Source organism: Flavobacterium psychroterrae (assembly GCF_018380615.1).
Taxonomy (GTDB): domain Bacteria; phylum Bacteroidota; class Bacteroidia; order Flavobacteriales; family Flavobacteriaceae; genus Flavobacterium; species Flavobacterium psychroterrae.
The window spans coordinates 60427-80651 of the sequence record NZ_JAGYVZ010000008.1; the positions used below are offsets into that span (position 1 = coordinate 60427).

A 20225-nucleotide genomic window follows, 5' to 3' on the forward strand; every position below is an offset into this window, starting at 1 on the left:
ATGGCTTCCAATATCAAAATAATGTTCCTTTTAATTTTTTAAAACGAAAATTCTATACGCTAAAAGTAAGAAAAATATCCACACTAAAACCTTAATTATTAATTATTTAAAAAAATATAACTAAGAATTATCTTAACATAATACTACTAGCATAATTATAAAACTCAATTTTAATGTTATTATCTACCTTATTATTTTGCTTTATTTGGTTAAACCTATTTGTTCAAATAATATGGTAAATGGATTAAAAATTTGATTCACTCGACGTTTTTTGCTTATTTATCAATTAGTTAAAGATTTAAAAATTAGTAAATCAAGTATAAAATACTACATTTTTGTTCTTATAAAAGTGATCAGCTGAATATCTATTGTATCATACAAAACAATATTAAAAAACTAAAAATCAGTACTTTACATTTAAAAGAAATTATATATTGAATCTCAATTATAACTTTTTTAAAAAAAATTGAGGAAATTTTTGGATTTTATTATATTAAAATTAACTTTATCTATAGGATTAGTAGAGTATAAAAATATTTACAACCATAAAGAATTATATTTTGAAAACAACCGAAAGCATATCACATTACATTCTTCCTAAAAAATATACTTATAACACTTTTTGTTATATGTGCTTCTGTTGCTAATTCTGAGCAATTTTTTCGTTTGCATTCGATTCTCCTTTTACATCGAATAGATTTAAAAACGAAACTTTCTAACTACCGTAAAATATTTATTAAAAATTACAAAAGTCTGTTTGATACCCATTTGTATCAAAAGGATTGTTGAAATATATCTATAATTTAAAAAGAAAAAACAATAACTAATAAAAACTAAAATGAAGAATATGCAAAGCAGTTGCTGTAAATAAAAAAAGCCATTTCTGCGGCAACAGAAATGGCGAGGCTTAAAGAACATTTATCACTAAACCAAGATTACCCATTAGAGAGTTGAAAATTCAACTTTCAGGGCGCCTTGTTAATTACTTAAAACCAGTACAAAGAAATGAAAAATTTTTTAAAAATAAACTCATTACTATTTCTCCTGCTTGTCACGGCAGGAATTAATGCCCAAAATACAACGCCGCTTATACAGTCTAAGCTAGACGGAACCGTTGTAGACGATGTTACAAATCAGCCTATCATTGGAGCTTCGGTTGTGATTAAAGGTACAACTCACGGTGTTCAAACGGATGCTGAAGGGAAATTTTACTTTCAAACCGGACAAAAATTTCCGTATACTTTAATTGTAAGTTATATTGGATATAAAAAAGCGGAAATAATTGTAGATAAAAATCCAATCACAATAAATTTAAAAGAAGAGCGTCAGGAATTAGATGAATTAGTGGTTGTAGGTTACGGATCTCAAAAACGAAAAGACATTACAGGTTCTGTAGCATCTGTACCAAAAGCAAATTTAGCACAAGTAACCTCATCTGCAGATAATTTATTACGCGGTGCCATTCCGGGAGTGGTAGTTACACAAAGTTCCGGTCGTCCGGGAGCATCTTCAAGCGTTCGAATTCGTGGAGGGAACTCGATTACAGCAGGTAACGAACCACTTTATGTTGTTGACGGAATCTTAATTTATAACGACAATAATAATAGTTCAGCCGGAGTATCTAATGCAGGTGCAAGTGTCAATGTCCTTTCTACCATTAATCCCGGTGATATTGAATCGATTGAAGTACTAAAAGATGCATCTGCAACTGCAATTTACGGATCTCGTGGTGCAAATGGAGTTGTAATTATTACGACTAAAAAAGGAACGAAAGGACAGGATAATATTTCGTATCAGGGGTATTTCGGATTTCAGAATGTTTCGAAAAAACTGAATTTAATGAACGCCAGTCAATGGGCTAGTTTACGTAATGATGTTCAGGCGAGTATTGGTCAGGCACCTGCTTTTTCAGCAGCTCAAATCGAAGCTTTCAAAACTTCAGGAAGTTATAACTGGCAAGATGCTATTTTTAGAACTGCGGCTCCGGTACAAAATCATCAGTTATCATTTTCCGGTGGCGATGAGCGTTCAAGATATGCGATTTCGGCTGGATATTTTCAACAGGACGGAATTGTAATTGCATCTGATTTCAAAAGAATTTCACTTCGTGTTAATTACGAAAGAAATTACTCTGATAAATTCAAATTTGGCGTAAATGCCAATTACAGTAATTCGGTTTCAAATGGTGTAGGAACAAATGGTGGTGCATCTGCAGGAAGATCTCCAAGCCCGTTAGTTGTTGCATTGTATCAGCCACCTGTAGTGCCTATTAAAAATGCTGACGGAAGTTATAATTTAACTAATAATCCTTATTCAACGGCGGTTAACGGAATCATTGGGAACCCAATAAACGATTTGGTGAGTACCACTAATGAAACCAAAATTAACAGAATCCTGACGAGTTTATTTGGCGAATATAAAATTACCAAAAAACTGACTGCAAAAGTAGCCGTTAGTGGGGATGTATTAGATACAAAACAAAATTATTATGCTCCGTCAACAACAACAAGCGGTGCAGGAACTAAAGGATTAGCCTCTGTAGGAAACCGATTAGTAAGTTCTGTTTTAAACGAAAATACCCTGAATTACAATACTACTTTTGGTGAAAACCATAAATTCTCTGCTTTAGGTGGTTATACGCTTCAATATACAAAAGGAGAAGTGGTGAATGCCGGTGCGAATACATTTGTAAATGATGCCAATACTTATAAAGCTTTGCAAGATGGTGTTCCTGTAAAACCTTATAGTGATGCATTCGAAAGTGTTTTGAAATCATGGTTAACAAGAGTCAATTATTCTTATAAAGGAAAATACAACTTTACACTTTCTGCCCGTGCAGATGGTTCTTCAAGATTTGGATCTGAATCTCTTTGGGGATATTTTCCATCAGCCGGATTCTCATGGAATATTACCGATGAAAATTTTGCCCAAAACATTAAAGGTGTAACCGAAGCCAAACTTAGAATCACGGCTGGAACAACTGGAAATCAGGAAATAGGAAATTACCTTTCGCTTGCGCAAATGGGTTCTGTAAACTACGCTTTTGGAGGTACTTTGCAAACCGGTCTTGCTCCTACCCGATTAGCAAATCCGGATTTGAAATGGGAAAAAACAGATCAGTATAATGTTGGTTTAGACTTATCATTATTGGATAGAAAAATAAATTTTGTTTTTGATGTGTACTACAAAAAAACGAATGATTTATTGATTAATGTACCTATTCCTTTAGCTTCAGGATATGCTACGGTGCTTCAAAATATTGGTGGGGTTGAAAATAAAGGTATTGAAGTTGGTTTAATTACTGAAAACATCAAAACAGAAACTTTCTCCTGGAATTCCAACATCGTTTTTTCTGCAAATAAAAACAAGGTAGTTTCGATAGGAAACGGAGTTAATCAGTTTTTTCCTGTAGTTCCAAATGGTTCATTATTGCAACAACAACCCGTTACGGTAAAAGTAGGTTTGCCTTTGGGAACTTTCTGGGGATATAAAACCAATGGCATTTTCCAGACTCAGGAAGAAGTAAATACACAGCCAAAAATAAACAGTTTAGCCAATACGAAAGTTGGAGACAGAAGATATGTTGACACGAATGGCGACGGCGTAATTTCGGCTCTTGACAAAGGAAACCTGGGAAGTTCTCAGCCTAAATTTGTTGCAAGTTTCAGCAACACGGTTTCTTACCATGATTTTGATTTAAATTTTTCTTTTCAGGGATCTTATGGCGCAAAAATATTCAATGCTTTGAATCAGCAATTAGAAATTTCGACTCTTGGAACAAATGCTAATGTTACGCTTGATGACCGCTGGACACCTACAAATACAAATACTGATGTACCAAGAGCAACAAGTTCTCCTTTGGGAATTGTTTCTGAGCGTTATGTTGAAGATGCTTCTTTTGTAAGATTAAAATTGATCACTTTAGGATATACTTTACCTAAAAGCGTTTCTAAAAAATTAGGAACAAAAAGCATCAAATTCTACATATCTGCCGAGAATCTAATTGCATGGACAAAGTACACGGGTTATGATCCGGAGGTAAGTTCATACGAACAAAATAACTTATATCCGGGAATTGATTTTGGTTCTTATCCAAATTCTAAAACCTTCATTTCCGGTCTGAATCTAACTTTCTAAGTAAAAAACATACACCATGAAAAAGATAATAATAACAATCATATTAAGTGCCGGTTTATTTACATCGTGCACGGATCTGGAGGTAACACCAACCTCTTTTGTAACCGAAGATAATTATTTTAAAACCCAGGATGACGCTATTGCTAGTGTATCAGCAGTTTATGCATCGTTAGCACTTGATCCGGGAGAACAAAGTTTATTTGGTCGAAATTTATATTTCTTAACAGATATGGCTACAGATTATGCTGCGGCGGGAGTTTCGGCAACAAACCCGCAAGTACGAGCTTTAAGCAGTTTGACTCATGATGCAACTTCAGATCGTGTTCAGGTTGCGTGGCGCCAAATTTACGCCGGAATCAACAGAGCCAATGTTTCTATAGATAATATCCCAAAAGTAGCAGGAACAGAAGCTGTTAAAACAAGATTAATCAACGAAGCAAAATTTATTAGAGGATTATTGTACTTTCAGGCAGTTCGGCTTTGGGGCGGAGTTCCAATCATTTTGCACGAACCAACTTCTATTCAATTAGAAAGTTTAAAATCAAAAAGAGCTACTGTAGATGAAGTTTATGCTCAAATTATTTCAGACCTAAATGCTGCCGAAGCCTTACCTGCAACTTATCCTGCCACAGATGCCGGACGTGCAACTTCAGGAGCTGCAAAAGCAATTTTAGCCAAAGTTTATCTAACGAGAAAAGATTATCCAAATGCCATTTTAAAAGCAAGGGAAGTGATTAATGGTGGTTACGGATACGGACTTTTTGAAAGCTTTCAGGATATTTTTACCAAAACAAAAAAGAACGGGAAGGAGCATATTTTTTCTGTGCAATTTGAACCCAATATGGCAGGAAACGGATCAAGCGGAAGTACGTTTCAATCTACTTCATTTACAGGATTTACAGCCACAGAACCGGCAGATATAATCTCAGATGTTGCTTTGTTCTATGATATTTATGCTCCCGGAGATACCCGCAGAGATGTAAGTTATGCCAAGACATTACCAATTCCCGGAACGGCAAATATTTATACTTTTCCTAAACCGATCTTTAAAAAATACCTTGATTTAACCAATTTGGCAACTCCCGGAAATGTGGCAATTAATTTCCCTGTTATTCGTTACGCTGATATTTTATTGTCTTTGGCGGAAGCCATAAACGAGCAAGGAACGCCAACGCCGGAAGCTTACGAATTAATCAATCAGGTGAGAAGAAGAGCATTTGGAAAAGCAATTACAACGCCGGATGCAACGGTAGATTTAGCAGGATTAACGCAAACGACTTTTAGAGCAGCAATTCAGGAAGAACGCAAAAAAGAATTTGTTCAGGAAGGACAACGCTGGTTTGACTTAGTTCGCTGGGGAACTCTGGTTACGGAAATTAAAAAAGTGACTGCAAAAAACTCCGTGTCTGAAAGAAATAATCTATATCCAATTCCGCAAAGCGAAAGAAATATTGATCCGGTAGGTTTACCACAAAACCCTGGATATTAACTAACCACAACCAAAAAATTAGAATTATGAAAAATTATCCATTTAATACTACAATCAAAAGTCCTAACAAAGGGCTTTTGATTACTGCGTTGCTTGTCGCGCAATTGGGTTTTGCCCAGAATAATCCAAATGCTGATTTTAAAGGTGTTATTGGGAAAACCTTAGCCGACTCTAAAGAATATTGGCCAGAACCTGTAAAAGCGCCAAAAGGTGCGCCCAATGTAATCTGGATTTTATTGGATGATGTTGGGTTTGGAGCTTCAAGCGCATTTGGAGGATTGATTCAAACCCCTACTTTTGATGAATTAGCCAATAATGGTTTACGTTATACCAATTTTCATACAACAGCAATTTGCGCTCCTACCCGTGCGGCAATTTTAACCGGAAGAAATTCTGGAAGAGTGCACGTTAGCGGATTTTCTCATACTATTTTATCAGCTGGTTTTCCGGGTTGGGATGGTAAAATTCCATCAGATAAAGGAACAATTGCCGAGATTTTACGTGATAATGGATACAACACTTTTGCCGTTGGTAAATATGGTGTTACGCCAGATGAAGACGCTAAAGATGCGGGTCCGTTTGATAGATGGCCAACCGGAAAAGGATTTGACCACTTCTACGGATTCTTAGGTTCTCAAACAGATCAGTACAATCCTGACTTAGTTGAAGATCAGGTTCATATTACACCAGACGGTCGTCATTTAAACGAACTTATTACTGATAAAGCCATTAGTTTTATTCAGAAACAACAAAAAGCAGCACCGGGAAAACCGTTCTTTTTATACTATGCGCCGGGAGCGGCTCATGCACCTCATCAGGTTGCTACAAAATGGAGCGATCCCTATAAAGGAAAATTTGACAAAGGCTGGGATGCGTATCGTGAAGAAGTTATTGCGAACCAAAAGAAATTGGGCGTAATTCCGGCAAATGCAGTATTACCGGAACGCAATCCTTTAATTACCGACTGGAAAAAACTAACTCCGGATCAAAAGAAAGTTTATGCAAGATTCATGGAAGTGTATGCAGGATTTTTGACTTATACGGATTATGAAATTGGAAGAGTTGTGAATTATCTTAAAGAAACCAATCAATTAGAAAATACCGTAATTTTTCTGGCTATTGGAGATAATGGCGCCAGCAAAGAAGGAACTACAGAAGGAACAATCAATCAGAGTTTGTTTTCTCAGGGAAAATCTGATGAAGAAAATCTTCAGACGAATGTAGCCAACATTGACCAGATTGGAACTGCAAAAGGTTTGAATACTAATTATCCTTTAGGATGGGCTCAGGCAACGAATGTACCTTTTAAGAACTGGAAACAAGATGCACAATCTGAAGGAGGAACGCATAATCCGCTGATTGTTTATTATCCAAAAGGAATCACGGAAAAAGGCGGAATCAGAAATCAATACAGTCATGTAACAGATTTATTGCCTACAACACTTGATATTGCAGGAATCAAGGCGCCGGAATATATCAAAAATGTGAAACAGGATATTATTCAGGGATCTTCATTATACGCTTCCTTAAATGATGCTAAAGCCGAGTCATTGCACAAAGTTCAATATTATTACATCTTTGGAAACAGAGCCATTTATAAAGATGGATGGAAAGCCGGAGCAGCGCATTTACCGGATTCGTTTGCAGTAAAAAAATCTTTAAGCAAAAATGAAAAACCTGTAGAAAGCAATTTTGATACTGATGTTTGGGAATTATACAACCTGAACGAAGATTTCAACGAACGTAATAATCTTGCTAAAAAATACCCTGAAAAATTAGCCGAACTTCAAAAACTGTTTGATGAACAAGCCAAAGAAAATAATGTTTATCCGTTAATTGACTGGCAGGATGTGTACAACAGAAGAATTCATAATACTGGCGCCGACAAAGGTAAATCGCTTCAGGATTTGATTAAACAAGTAACAAAACCGGGAGATGCAAAAGGAAGCACTAATTAATAAATAACCAATTATTCAGAGCTATTTCATCTTCTGCGAAAGCAAAATGAATAGCTCTGATATTAAAAAATAAATTATGGCAGCAACAAAACCAATTTTGAAAAGAGGCATTTTTGCCTTGATTCTTGTAGTAATTGCAGTAAGTTTTTACTACTTAACAATATGGATTACTCCGTATTATGTGCAAAAAAAGTTTGCCGAAAAAAGTTTGGGTGATGTCAATACACCAAGATTTGGAGATCAGCCCAATGCTGAAAACAGCAGAGTGATTCCGTTACCAAATCCTGACTTTTTGTATTCTACAATTAATTATGATTTGAACGATAGTGTATTGAAAATCTCAGGAATTGTTCCGGATTCGACTTATTGGTCCATATCTGCATATCAGGAAAACACGACTAATTTTTTTGTTGAAAACGAAGAAAAAGTAAAAGCAAAATTCGAATATTATTTAGCCCCTGAAGGAAGTAAATCTGAAGTTTTGAAAAATATTCCGAAAGAAAAAATCATTTACAGTCCAACGACAAAAGGTTTGATTTTGTTTCGCTATCTGGTTTCAAAAGCATATCCGGTAAAAACATTAGCAGAATTGCAACATGGAGTTACGGTAGAGAAATTAGGGAAATAAAAGTTCCGGCAAGTTTATCAGGTTTAACCCGCAATCAAAATGTCGATTATACTGTGAAGAATGAATTAAAAATCCATCCCTGCAATACGTTTCGTTCCTCTGATACTCTTAATAAAATTCCGTAGGAATGATTTATTTTGTAGCCGGGGATTTCAATCCCCGGAAACACAAGTAATGAACAATCCGACAAAGATTAGAAAATTCAGCACGGAGTTTCTAGTGTGACCCTTCCTTCGTCAGGATGACAAAAAATGCGAATAAAAACAAAAACATTCAACATTAAAATAATAAAAATGGCTTTAAATCAAAAAATTAAAAAGATAGGACTTGGTGTGGCATTGATTATTCTGTCTATCATATTTGGGAGTGCTGTTGGGGTTTACAATATTAAATCCGGCAAAAGCAGTTCGCAGCGAGTAATTGGCAATTGGTCTACAGTTGATAAAGATAAAGATCTTAGTACAGCCGATTTGCTGACAATAGCGCAAGTAGCGGTTTACGGACCTTATGCGCTAACAAAAAAAGAGGTAATCTATTTGAGCACAAGTACAGACAGCGACGGAAACGCATAGATCCTAAATCAGAATATGTAATTAGCGGAAAAAAGCTTGACGCCAAATATTGGAGTATTACGGCGTATGATGAAAATGGTTTTTTAATTAAAAATCCAATCAATAAATACAGCTATAATCTTGAAGATGTAAAATATGAAGCCGATAGTATATCGTATAAAATCAATTTATCAGGAGTTGAGAAAAAAGAAAACTGGTTGCCAATCAATGATGTTAAAAAAGCAACCTTAATCATTCGTTTGTATTTACCATCAGAAAAAGTACGTGACAATTTAACGGTGGAAACACTCCCAACAATTCAAAAAGTAAAATAATCAGTACAAATTATAACAAATTATGAAGAATTAATTAAATAAAACTCTACTAAATCCATAGAATTAGAAGTTTATTTTATTTATTTTTACATTTTCCAAAACGTACTGATTTTCAATACAGTTATAAACATAAAAATTAAAAATCATGAAAAGAGTAGATTATGAAATTATAGGAAAAAAAATTGTCGTGGGAGCGATCGTTTTTTTAGTTCCGCTGGCTATTTTGGCGGGAGGTTTAGCATTAATTAGTAATTTTTTAAAATAAAAATCATGGCAGCAACAGATCACAATTCAAAAAGTAAACTAACACGAGATTTAAGCATTAGCTTATTAATATATTCACTTCCGGTAGTGGCAATTTTTCTTTATTTTAAATTGACAAATGGTTTAATAACAGAATCCCATATCACATTACCCGCATTTTTAGAATTTGCACAACCTGCATTTCAACACATCCGCACTTGGGGATTAATTGTTTTTATGCTCGTTTTAGGAGCGATTGAATTTGCAGCAGGTTTATATGATGACGAATGGACTGGCGAAGAACGCAAAATAGACATTGTTTGTTTCCTTGCGCCAAAATTGCTTTTACCACCTGTAATCGCGTTTTTCAGCTTGACTGCTTTACCATATTTAATTCCTCATTTGGCAAACTCACTTTCATGGGTTCCGTTTTGGGGAGGATTTTTCCTTATTGCAATTGCCGATGATTTAACCCAATATTGGTACCACCGTTTGCATCATCAGGTTACGTTTTTATGGCGTTTTCACAGAACACATCATTCGGCTCCTTATATGGGAATGGCGATGGCTTCAAGACAAAACTTCATTTACACTGTTCTCTTTTCTCAAATATACTTAACTGCAACTTTAACCTTTTTAGGTTTAGGTTTACCGGCTTTGTTTGTTTTGGTTATCAAAAGTATCATCACATTAGGAGCACATTCGAGTATTGCATGGGACAAACCATTTTACAAATACAAAGTTTTACATCCTTTTGCGTGGGTTTTAGAAAGATTAATCTCTACTCCTGCTACGCATCACGCACATCACGCAGATACTAGCGGAGACGGAGTTGGACATTTTAAAGGCAACTTCGGGAATATGTTTTTCATCTGGGATATGATTTTTGGTACGGGTTTAATCACTCGTAAATTTCCAAAATCATACGGAATGAAATCCTACAAACAGGAAGAATGGTACGCACAATTTTTATGGCCAATATTCAAATCTAAAAAAGAAGGAAGCGCATTAGCTGAAGGTGTTTTAGCAGTTCCGTTAAAAGCAAAAGCAGAACCTGTTATTGCCGAAAGCCCGGTTTATTACGACGAACCGGCACAGGTATAAAATCAGGCAGAAATAAATTAAATAAACCCATTGGTATAATTATTTTTTAACACATAGAAACATAGAATTATTGAACTAAAAAAAAGGCGTTTCACTTGACTAAACACACATAGCTATGTGTGAGAAACTAGTTTCTTTTTTCTTCTTTCAAAAAACATAAAATCTATGTTTCTATGTGTTTAATTATTTTTTTGTGCATTACAACGGGTTAAATAAGAATTGGTAGTGTATTCAAAATAGAACTTGAATACACTGTTGTTTTATAAAAACATAAATATGCAAAATAAAATACTTAAAAACAGTATTACAACATTCCTCCTGCTCTTTACAATTCTAGGGTTTTCGCAGGAAAAAAGCGCGAATGTTTTATTGGATGCTTTTTATTCGAAAATTAAAAGCCAAAAAAATCCACAGATAATTGATGCCAGAGGTCCGGATGAATTCGCCTTAAATCATATTGAAGGCGCTTTAAATTTTAATCTGAAATCAGAGAATTACGAAAAAGCTGTTTCGGCTTTAAATACTTCACAACCCGTTTTTATTTATTCGATTGCCGCTTACAGAAGCGGTTTATTAGCGAATGATTTACTTAAAAAAGGATTCTCTGAAGTCTATATTCTTGAAGGCGGAATTGCAGCCTGGATTGGCGGTGGAAAACCTTTTTATACGAATCTGAAAAGTAAATTAACGCTTCCGGAATACAAAAAAATCCTCGTTGACAATGAATATGTTTTGGTTGACATTGGTTCAAAATATTGCGCGACCTGCAAAACGGTAAAACCAATTTTAGAAGATCTTAGAACGCAATATGGTGAAAAACTAAAAATTGTTCAAATCGAATTAGAGGAAAGTCCGCAAGTAATCGCCGACTTAAAAACCGTAAAAGTTTTCCCGACTTTAATTTTATACCAAAAAGGCAAAATTGTTTTCAAAAAAGACGGTTTAGGCGATTTGAAAAATGATGTTGATGTGGTTTTAGCTTTGAAATAATTGCCATTTTTTTGTCATTCCGATTTCTATGATAAAATCAAATCTTTTTGATATTGGATTTGGTTTTTATTTCTCGCAGATTTTGCAGATTGAGCAGATTTTTATTTTGACAAAGACTGTCATCCCGAGGAACGAGGGATCTCCGTTAGTAGCTCGACAATCTAAATATACTTTGTGTTAGTTTCTTGTGAAGATCCCTCGTTCCTCGGGATGACAAAAATGCGCATAAAAACTTTGACAAAGATTATCACTAAGTCCATTATTTCTAAAACCAAAAAACATGGCATTATCAAAAACAAAAAAGATTGTTTTTCCAATCCTGATTATAATCGCTATTCTGGCTATATTTTTATTCTGGCCCATCAATACAGATGGAACCTTAATAAAACCGGACAAAAAATTACTTGAAGGAAAGGTGGCATTTCTATCAAGGAAAGTTCCCACAGACACTACCTTCAAAAAACCAAATATCATTATTCTTCTTGCCGATGATTTAGGGAAATATGACATTTCGTTATACGGAGGAAAATCGACACCAACGCCACAAATAGATTCTCTTGCAGCTTCGGGTGTAACATTTCAGGATGGTTATGTTTCTGCTTCAATTTGTTCACCTTCGCGTGCGGGAATTTTAACCGGACGTTATCAGGAACGTTTCGGACATGAATTTCAACCGGGAGATCGGTATCCAAAAAACAATCTGGAATATTATGGTTTCAAGTATTTAATCAATACAAATGGCTGGCGACTAAACCCAAAAATCAATTATCCTAACAAAGCTTCGATTGCGACACAAGGTTTGCCACAATCTGAAATTACGTTTGCTGATCTTGCAAAAAGAGAAGGTTACAGCACAGGAATTATTGGCAAATGGCATTTGGGACATAATAAAGGATTTTTTCCATTAGACAGAGGTTTTGATTATCATTACGGATTTTATCAGGCATTTTCGCTTTATACGCCGGAAGATGATAATCCGGATATTATCAACCATTATCATAAAGATTTTACTGCTAAAATGATTTGGGGAAATGGACGCGTTGGCATTGGACAAATTCGTCGTGATACAACCATCATAAATAATAAAGCCTATTTAACCGAAACATTTGCTGATGAAGCAGAAGCTTTTATTGATAGAAATAAAACAAAACCATTTTTATTGTATGTTCCCTTCAATGCCCCACACACGCCTTTTCAAGTTCGTAAAAAATATTACGACCGTTTCCCGAATGTAAAAGACGAAAACAAACGGGTTTATTTTGCCATGATTAGCGCCTTAGACGATGCCGTGGGAAGAATCAGGGCTAAAATCAAAAAAGAAGGTCTGGAAGACAATACCTTAATCATTTTTGCCAGTGATAACGGCGGCGCAGATTATACTTTTGCAACTACAAATGCGCCGCTAAAAGCCGGAAAATTTTCTCATTTTGAAGGTGGTGTAAATGTTCCGTTTGCATTGTCATGGAAAGGAAAAATCAAACCGCATACCATCTATAAAACTCCGGTAAGTACGCTGGATATTTTTAGTACGATTGCTGCTGCGATTCATTCTGATTTACCAAAAGACCGAGTTTATGATGGTGTTGATTTAATTAGTACAGTCAATGAAAATAAAGAAGCACACAAAACTTTATACTGGCGTTCCGGCGATGCAAAAGCCATTAGAAGCGGCGATTGGAAATTAATCATCAGCGGAAAAACGCATGAAGAATGGCTTTATAATCTGGCAACAGATAAATCTGAAACTATAGATCTTGCTCAAAAAAATCCGGCAAAAGTAAAAGAATTACATATCGCATTACAAAACTGGGAAAAAGGATTAATTAAACCTTTATGGCCAAATTTAACTCATTATGAATTTGATTTTGGCAAACAAAAATATTTTGTGGATTTGTAATCTATACCCAAAACCAACATTTAGCTATCCTAACAGGTTTTTAAAACCTGTTAGGTATTTAGTTTTAAGATAAACAATACAAATATTCGGCTAAAGCCAATGTCAGCCTCATAATAATAACCTCCAGTTAAAACTGGAAGCTATTCAAGAAAACTAAAAAAAAACTCAACCATAAATAATAATACCTAACAGGTTTTTAAAACCTGTTAGGATAACCAACAATAAAATGTCAACCCCAACCAAAACATTCACCATTCATGAAGATTGGACCGTCGTAATTCTCGGTTTTATAATCATCGGAATTTCCCTTTTTATTTTCCTGCCTGAAGTTCCGGTTTTCAAATGGTCAACAGGAACAGAATTACTTTATGATGTATTTGATTTCGGAAATATTAAAACCCTTGCATTACAATTTTTATACCTCATTTCTATCGGAACATTAGGCGCATTTTTAATTGGAAAATCGGTAAAATATTTTTTATTAGGTTTTCCAGTTGTTTATATCCTGACTGTTATTGCCTTAATTATTGCAGGAAATACAGAGGTAAAAGGACTGAATCTTGAAGCTGTCATTTTCAGTTTAGCAATTGGTTTAGCGATTGGGAATTTCTTCCAGCTTCCGGATTGGTTTCTATCAGCGCTTTCGACGGAAGTATTTGTAAAAATTGGATTGGTTTTATTAGGAACCAGCGTCATTTTTGCAGACATTTTAAAGGCAGGTTCATTAGGACTAATTCAGGCGTTGATTGTCGTTTTATCGGTTTGGTATTTTGCTTTTTGGCTGTGTAAAAAACTAAAAGTCGATGACGAATTAACGATGATGATTTCCAGCGCTGTTTCTATTTGTGGGGTTTCGGCAGCAATTGCCACTTCGGGAGCAATCAAAGGCGATTCTAAAAAGTTATCTTATGTGATTTCGATTGTTTTGGTAACCGCAATTCCCATGATGATTTTCATGCCAATGATTGCCAAATATTTCAACTTTCCCGAAGAAGTTACCGGCGCATGGCTCGGCGGAAGCATAGATACATCGGGCGCAGTTGTGGCTTCGGGTTCTTTGGTTGGCGAAACCGCTTTAAAAATTAGTACGATTGTAAAATTCTCTCAAAATGTATTACTCGGAATCGCTGCTTTTGCAATATCAGTTTATTGGACGTATACGCACAATAAATCGGCGGAAGCTGTGGAATCAAAACCAACATTAAGCGTTATCTGGGAACGTTTTCCAAAATTTGTTATTGGATTTATTGCGGCTTCATTGCTATTTTCTTTTGTGCTTTCGCCCGAAGTTAGAGATGGCGTAAAAGACAGTTTGAAGAATTTACAAGGTATTTGGTTTGCACTTGCTTTTACAAGTATTGGTCTGGAAACTAACTTTAAAGATTTACTGAGTAATAATAGTCGTAAACCTTTATATGCTTTTTTAATCGCGCAATTATTCAATGTGATTGTGACGTTGATTATAGCTTTTTTGCTGTTTGGTAAATAACAGTATTATCGTCATTGCGATTTCTATGATAAAACCAAATCTTTTTTTTCAGGAGCTAATCCCGCTATCCGTTTCAATCTTTTGTGGCGAACCCCGCCACAAAAGGATTTCCACTTTTATCGGGGCTAGGCCAATCTTTTTCATAACACTATTTTCGCAAAGTTTGTCATTTCGACGAAGGAGAAATCTTCGCAAGTAGCTCTACAAAGATTGAAAATTTTGACTGCGGAGTTTCTTGCGGAGATCCTTCGTTCCTCAGGATGACAAAAATGCGCATACCAACTTTGAGAATAAATCTTTGTCAAAGTTAAACCCAATAATTTTCGAAAAATTAAAATATCAATTATAATGAAAAAAACACTTATTACCCTAAACCTTCTACTTTCTGTAGTTGCCTTAAATGCACAAAACAAAACAACATCTGCATCCTCAAAACCCAACATCATTTTGATTATGGTTGATGATATGGGATATTCTGATTTAGGGAATTATGGTTCCGAAATTAAAACACCCAATCTTGATAAACTTGCGAGTGAAGGTTTGCGTTTGCGCGAATTTTATAATAATTCGATTTGCGCGCCAACTCGTGGATCTTTGTTAACTGGACAATATCAGCACAAAGCCGGAATGGGATTTTTTGATGTTAATTTAGGATTACCGGCATATCAGGGATATTTAAACAAGGAATCTTTGACATTGGGTGAAGTTTTCCGTTCCGGCGGTTACAGCACTTTACTTTCCGGAAAATGGCATGTAGGTTCTGAAGATCAGGCGCAATGGCCGAATCAGAGAGGTTTTGATAAATTTTACGGAATCTTAAAAGGCGCGTCGAACTATTTTGATACAAAACCTTTGCCTTTCGGGAAAACGCCTTATCCGGTAAAATTGATTCGGAATAATGAAGAATTACATCCAAAAGATGATTCGTATTATTTTACAGATGAAATTGGGAATAATGCCGTGACATTCCTGGATGAACAAAACAAGGAAAATAAACCGTTCTTTTTGTATTTAGCTTTTACGGCTCCGCATTGGCCGTTGCAGGCAAAACCTGTTGATATTGCAAAATACAGAGGTAAATTTGACGAAGGCTGGGATATTTTGAGAGAAAAAAGAATTGAGAAATTAAAAGCAAACGGAATTTTACCTGCCACTCAAACTGTTTCTGCAAGAGATCCTGAAGTTCCCGAATGGAGCAAATTATCTTATGACGAAAAACAATTCTGGAAAGCAAAAATGGAAGTTTACGCCGCAATGGTGGATAATATGGATCAGAATGTGGGGAAAGTACTGGAGAAATTAAAAGCTCTAAAAAAGGATAAAAACACACTGATAATTTTTATTTCAGACAATGGTGCGCAAGGCGGTTTCAATACTTATAATCCATTAGGACGCGGTTTGGTTCGAAACGATGGACCAGTTGGAACTTCGGGATCATTTGATTATCAGGAACAAAACTGGGCCTATTTATCGAATACTCCGCTACAGCAATATAAAAATAATATGCACGAAGGCGGATTTAGTTCTCCGTTTATTGCCTGGTTTCCATCAAAAATAAAAGCAGGCAGAATCGATAAAGGAACGGGACATATTATTGACCTTGCTCCCACTTTTTATGAATTGGCAGGGATTGGATATCCAAAGGAATATAATGGAGTAAAATCAAATCCCTTAGCAGGAAAAAGTTTATTACCGGTTTTATTCGATAATGTTTCAGAAGTTAACAGAGGTGCACCGTTATTCTGGGAAAGAGCCGGAAACAGAGCCGTAAGAGATGGAAAATGGAAATTAGTTTCGATTTATCCATCATATGAATGGGAACTTTATAATATTGAAACTGATCGCGGCGAAACAACAAATGTCGCACAGCAAAACCCGGGAATTGTCAATAAACTTTCGGCTTCATATTTTGATTGGGCAGATCAAACCGGAGTTGTAGAATACAGTAAATTCAAATTAAAAGCAGAAACAATGCCTGGCGGAGCTGCTTTAAAAAAGTAGAAAATTATTTTATAGAAAATGTATTAAACGATAATTACTTTTTTTTGATATTTTAAGTAATTATTATCCAAGCGATTGTTTTCGAACGGTCGCTTTTTATTTCTTCAGAGTATGAAAACATTACATGATATTCAAACAAATAAAATAAATACCACTTAAACCATACGTAATACTGTTAAATCATTAATTTAAAACCATTAAAACAGTAAAACCAATTGCGTAATAGATAATAATCAATATTCATTTTTAAAAATAGACTTGTTTTTCGTATCAAATGTTACAAATACTACAAAAACGCATTGCATTGTGACAATTAATGTTAAAAAAAGAATTTTCTTTAACGTTTTTTTTAAGATATTTGAGAAAACTAATCCAAAACTTTTAAAAAAATGAAAATTAATTTAAAACATTTTTTGTGGCTTTTATTGGTATTACTAGTGCAAATAGCCCATGCACAAGAAGGATCTATTTCTGGTAAAGTAACAGATGCTAAAGGAGTTCCTATTCCGGGAGTAAATATTGTGGTAAAAGGAACAAAGGTGAGTACACAAACTGACTTTGACGGAAATTTTAAAATCAAAGCTAATAAGGGAGATATTTTCATTGTAAGTTATGTAAGCTTTGCAACGATTCAGGTTCCGGCATCAAACGCAACTACAATTCAACTATTCGAAACCCAAAATGAACTCGAAGCTGTTTTGGTTGTAGGTTACGGAACGCAAATCAAGAAAAACTCAACAGATAATATTGCAAGAGTAACGGCAAAGGATATTCAGCAAATTCCGGTATCTAACCTGCAAAACGCTTTGGTAGGTAAATTAGCTGGTGTACAAATTACCCAAACAAATGGTAAAGTCGAGGGAGGAATAAACATTAGAGTTCGTGGTGCTGCGAGTATTAGCGCAGGATCACAGCCATTATATGTATTAGATGGAATCCCGTTAATTAATGATAATGAATCAAGTAACGGAGCTCCAACCAATCCGTTATTGACATTGAGTACAAGCGAAATCGAATCTATTGATGTTTTGAAAGATGCTTCTTCGGCGGCTATTTATGGTGCGCGTGGTGCAAACGGAGTGGTAATTATCACGACTAAAAAAGGAAAAGACGGAAAAGGAACTTTCTCCATCAACTTATCACAAGGTGTCAGCGAAGCTACTCATAATAAAAAATGGCTAAATGCGAAACAATATGTGGCGTTATTGCAGGAAGCCGGAACTAATGTTGACGATCTCGAATCTGTAGAAGACGAATTAGAGTTTTTATCTCAGGGAACTGATTGGAGAAATGGAGCAGTTAATACGGACTGGCAAAAAGAAGCTATAAAAACAGGTTATACAACAGATGCTGATTTTTCGGTTTCTGGTGGAGATGATAAAACAAAATACTTTTTCTCAGGATCTTACAATAAAACAATCGGAATTGTAGACAGCAATAGTTTAGAAAGGTTAACCGCCCGAAGCAACTTGTCACACAAAGTATCTGAGCGTTTTACAGCCGGAATGAATATTGGTTTTTCAAGATCAGCAATAGACAGAGTTCAGGATGATAACTCTTTTACAACGCCGCTACAAGCCGTTGCACAAGCGCCAATTTCGCAAGCAAGATTAGAAGACGGAACTGCAAACCCAAATACGGAATATGCGAATTATCTTTTAGCAAAAGATAATAGTTTCTGGAAAACAATTATGAGAAGAATTACCGGAAAAGTATTTGGCGAGCTTAAGATTTTAAACTCCTTAAAATTCAATTCTGACTTTTCATACGACCTTTTAAGCCAGACAGAAGATTATTGGCAAGGGAAAAATGCACCGTTTATGGCAACTGACGGAGCTGTGTTTGCAACTAATGTCAATACAGAAAATTATGTTTTTAGTAACTATTTTACTTTCGATAAAACATTTGCCGAAAAACACGCTTTCAATGCCGTTGCAGGTATGGAATTCAATAAATATAATAGAAGATATCAGGACGTTAACAGTATTTATTTTCCTAACGATAATTTCCAGACTGTTGATGGCGGAGCCGAAGTAAATGAAGGTCACGGAAGTCAGACTGATTATGCATTTGTATCTCAATTTGGGAGATTAAATTATAGTTATGATGGTAAATATCTTTTTAAAGCAAGCATTCGCCGTGACGGATCTTCCCGTTTTGGAAAAAATAACAGATTCGGAGTTTTCCCTGCTTTTTCTGCAGGTTGGGTGATTTCTCAGGAAAATTTTCTGAAAGACAATGCTGTTTTATCTTATTTAAAATTAAAAGGAAGCTGGGGTAAATTAGGAAATGCCGAAATTGGGAATTTTGCTTCACGCCAATTGTACCAGACAAATCCGTATAATTTAAAATCAGGATTAACATTTTATCAACCTGGAAATGATGATCTTACATGGGAAAAATCAACTCAGACTGATTTTGGCTTTGAAGTTGGTTTCTTAAATAAAATTACGCTTGAAGTTGATTATTATCAAAAAGATACTGACGGATTACTTTTTGATGTACCGCTTCCTAAAAGTGCAGGCGCTGGAACTGATGGAACAATTAGTAAAAACATTGGACAAATTAGAAGCAGTGGTTTCGAGTTTACTTTAAATACTAAAAACATTGAAACAGAAGATTTTAAATGGAATACGAGTTTCAATTTAACAACGAACGAATCTAAAGTAAAATCGCTGCCAAACGCTAACACAGATATTATATCTGACTTTACAATTAATAGAGTTGGACAAAATATTTCTTCATTTTACTTAGTTCAATATGCAGGAGTTGACGCAGAAAACGGAGATGCGCTTTTTGTAAAAAACACTGTAAATGCTGACGGAACTCTGGACAAAAGCACGACAAATGATTACAGCGAGGCAAAAAGGGTAATTACCGGAAATCCTTTCCCTACTTTAATGTCCGGTTTAACCAATACAATTATTTATAAAGGAATCGATTTTACCTTTACTTTTCAGGGAGAATGGGGCGCCAGCATTTATAATTCGGCAGGATTATACCAATCTACAGCAGCTGATTATTTTGACAATCAAACGGCAGATCAGTTAAATCGCTGGCAAAAACCGGGTGATATAACAAATGTTCCCCAAGCAAGATTTGGCGGTTCAAACGGAACGCAGAATTCAACTCGTTATTTAGATAAATCAGATTTTGTTCGTTTAAGAAATATAACATTAGGATATTCTTTGCCTAAACAAACAGTAAGCGACATGGGAATGAGTAGTTTAAGAGTTTATATCACGGCTGTTAACTTACTTACTTTTACCAATTATGAAGGAACTGATCCCGAAGCAAGAAGAGATGACAGCAGCAGAACCAGCCCAAGAGCGGGAGAAGATTTCTACTCAGCTCCGCCAGCGAGAACAATTGCTATGGGAGTAAATATTAATTTTTAAAACGA

The 20225-nt window shown here is 35.3% G+C and carries 12 protein-coding genes; all 12 read left to right on the forward strand.

Features of this window, described 5'->3' with window-relative positions; genetic code table 11:
* Positions 1-1005: 1005 nt before the first annotated feature.
* The 12 genes from KHA90_RS10165 to KHA90_RS10220 all read left to right on the forward strand — a co-directional run bounded on the left by KHA90_RS10165 (position 1006) and on the right by KHA90_RS10220 (position 20220).
* Complete coding sequence (locus tag KHA90_RS10165) at positions 1006-4137, forward strand: SusC/RagA family TonB-linked outer membrane protein (protein ID WP_213298779.1); 3132 nt, start codon at positions 1006-1008, stop codon at positions 4135-4137.
* A gap of 16 nt (positions 4138-4153) precedes the next feature.
* Entirely contained in the window at positions 4154-5626 is a 1473-nt protein-coding gene (locus KHA90_RS10170) for a RagB/SusD family nutrient uptake outer membrane protein (protein ID WP_213298781.1), read from the forward strand.
* A gap of 26 nt (positions 5627-5652) precedes the next feature.
* Complete coding sequence (locus KHA90_RS10175; RefSeq protein ID WP_213298784.1) at positions 5653-7584, forward strand: arylsulfatase; 1932 nt, start codon at positions 5653-5655, stop codon at positions 7582-7584.
* Between the two features lie 76 nt (positions 7585-7660).
* Positions 7661-8212 carry a DUF1254 domain-containing protein gene (locus KHA90_RS10180; protein ID WP_213298787.1) on the forward strand — a complete coding sequence of 184 codons (552 nt, stop codon included), beginning with the start codon at positions 7661-7663 and terminating at the stop codon, positions 8210-8212.
* Positions 8213-8505: 293 nt separating this feature from the next.
* Positions 8506-8784: a hypothetical protein gene (locus tag KHA90_RS10185; protein WP_213298790.1), complete on the forward strand. Its 279-nt coding sequence runs from the start codon at positions 8506-8508 to the stop codon at positions 8782-8784.
* Between the two features lie 20 nt (positions 8785-8804).
* A complete protein-coding gene (locus KHA90_RS25825) occupies positions 8805-9098 on the forward strand; it encodes a DUF1214 domain-containing protein (RefSeq protein WP_394370698.1) in 294 nt (97 codons plus the stop codon).
* 270 nt (positions 9099-9368) lie between these two features.
* Complete coding sequence (locus KHA90_RS10195) at positions 9369-10445, forward strand: sterol desaturase family protein (protein WP_213298793.1); 1077 nt, start codon at positions 9369-9371, stop codon at positions 10443-10445.
* A 276-nt stretch (positions 10446-10721) separates the two neighbouring features.
* Positions 10722-11435 carry a thioredoxin domain-containing protein gene (locus tag KHA90_RS10200; protein WP_213298795.1) on the forward strand — a complete coding sequence of 238 codons (714 nt, stop codon included), beginning with the start codon at positions 10722-10724 and terminating at the stop codon, positions 11433-11435.
* A 280-nt stretch (positions 11436-11715) separates the two neighbouring features.
* Complete coding sequence (locus KHA90_RS10205; RefSeq protein ID WP_213298797.1) at positions 11716-13332, forward strand: sulfatase-like hydrolase/transferase; 1617 nt, start codon at positions 11716-11718, stop codon at positions 13330-13332.
* A gap of 226 nt (positions 13333-13558) precedes the next feature.
* Positions 13559-14821: a YeiH family protein gene (locus tag KHA90_RS10210; RefSeq protein ID WP_213298800.1), complete on the forward strand. Its 1263-nt coding sequence runs from the start codon at positions 13559-13561 to the stop codon at positions 14819-14821.
* Positions 14822-15169: 348 nt separating this feature from the next.
* Entirely contained in the window at positions 15170-16822 is a 1653-nt protein-coding gene (locus KHA90_RS10215; protein ID WP_213298802.1) for an arylsulfatase, read from the forward strand.
* Between the two features lie 389 nt (positions 16823-17211).
* A complete protein-coding gene (locus KHA90_RS10220) occupies positions 17212-20220 on the forward strand; it encodes a SusC/RagA family TonB-linked outer membrane protein (protein ID WP_213298804.1) in 3009 nt (1002 codons plus the stop codon).
* The last annotated feature ends 5 nt before the right edge of the window (positions 20221-20225 follow it).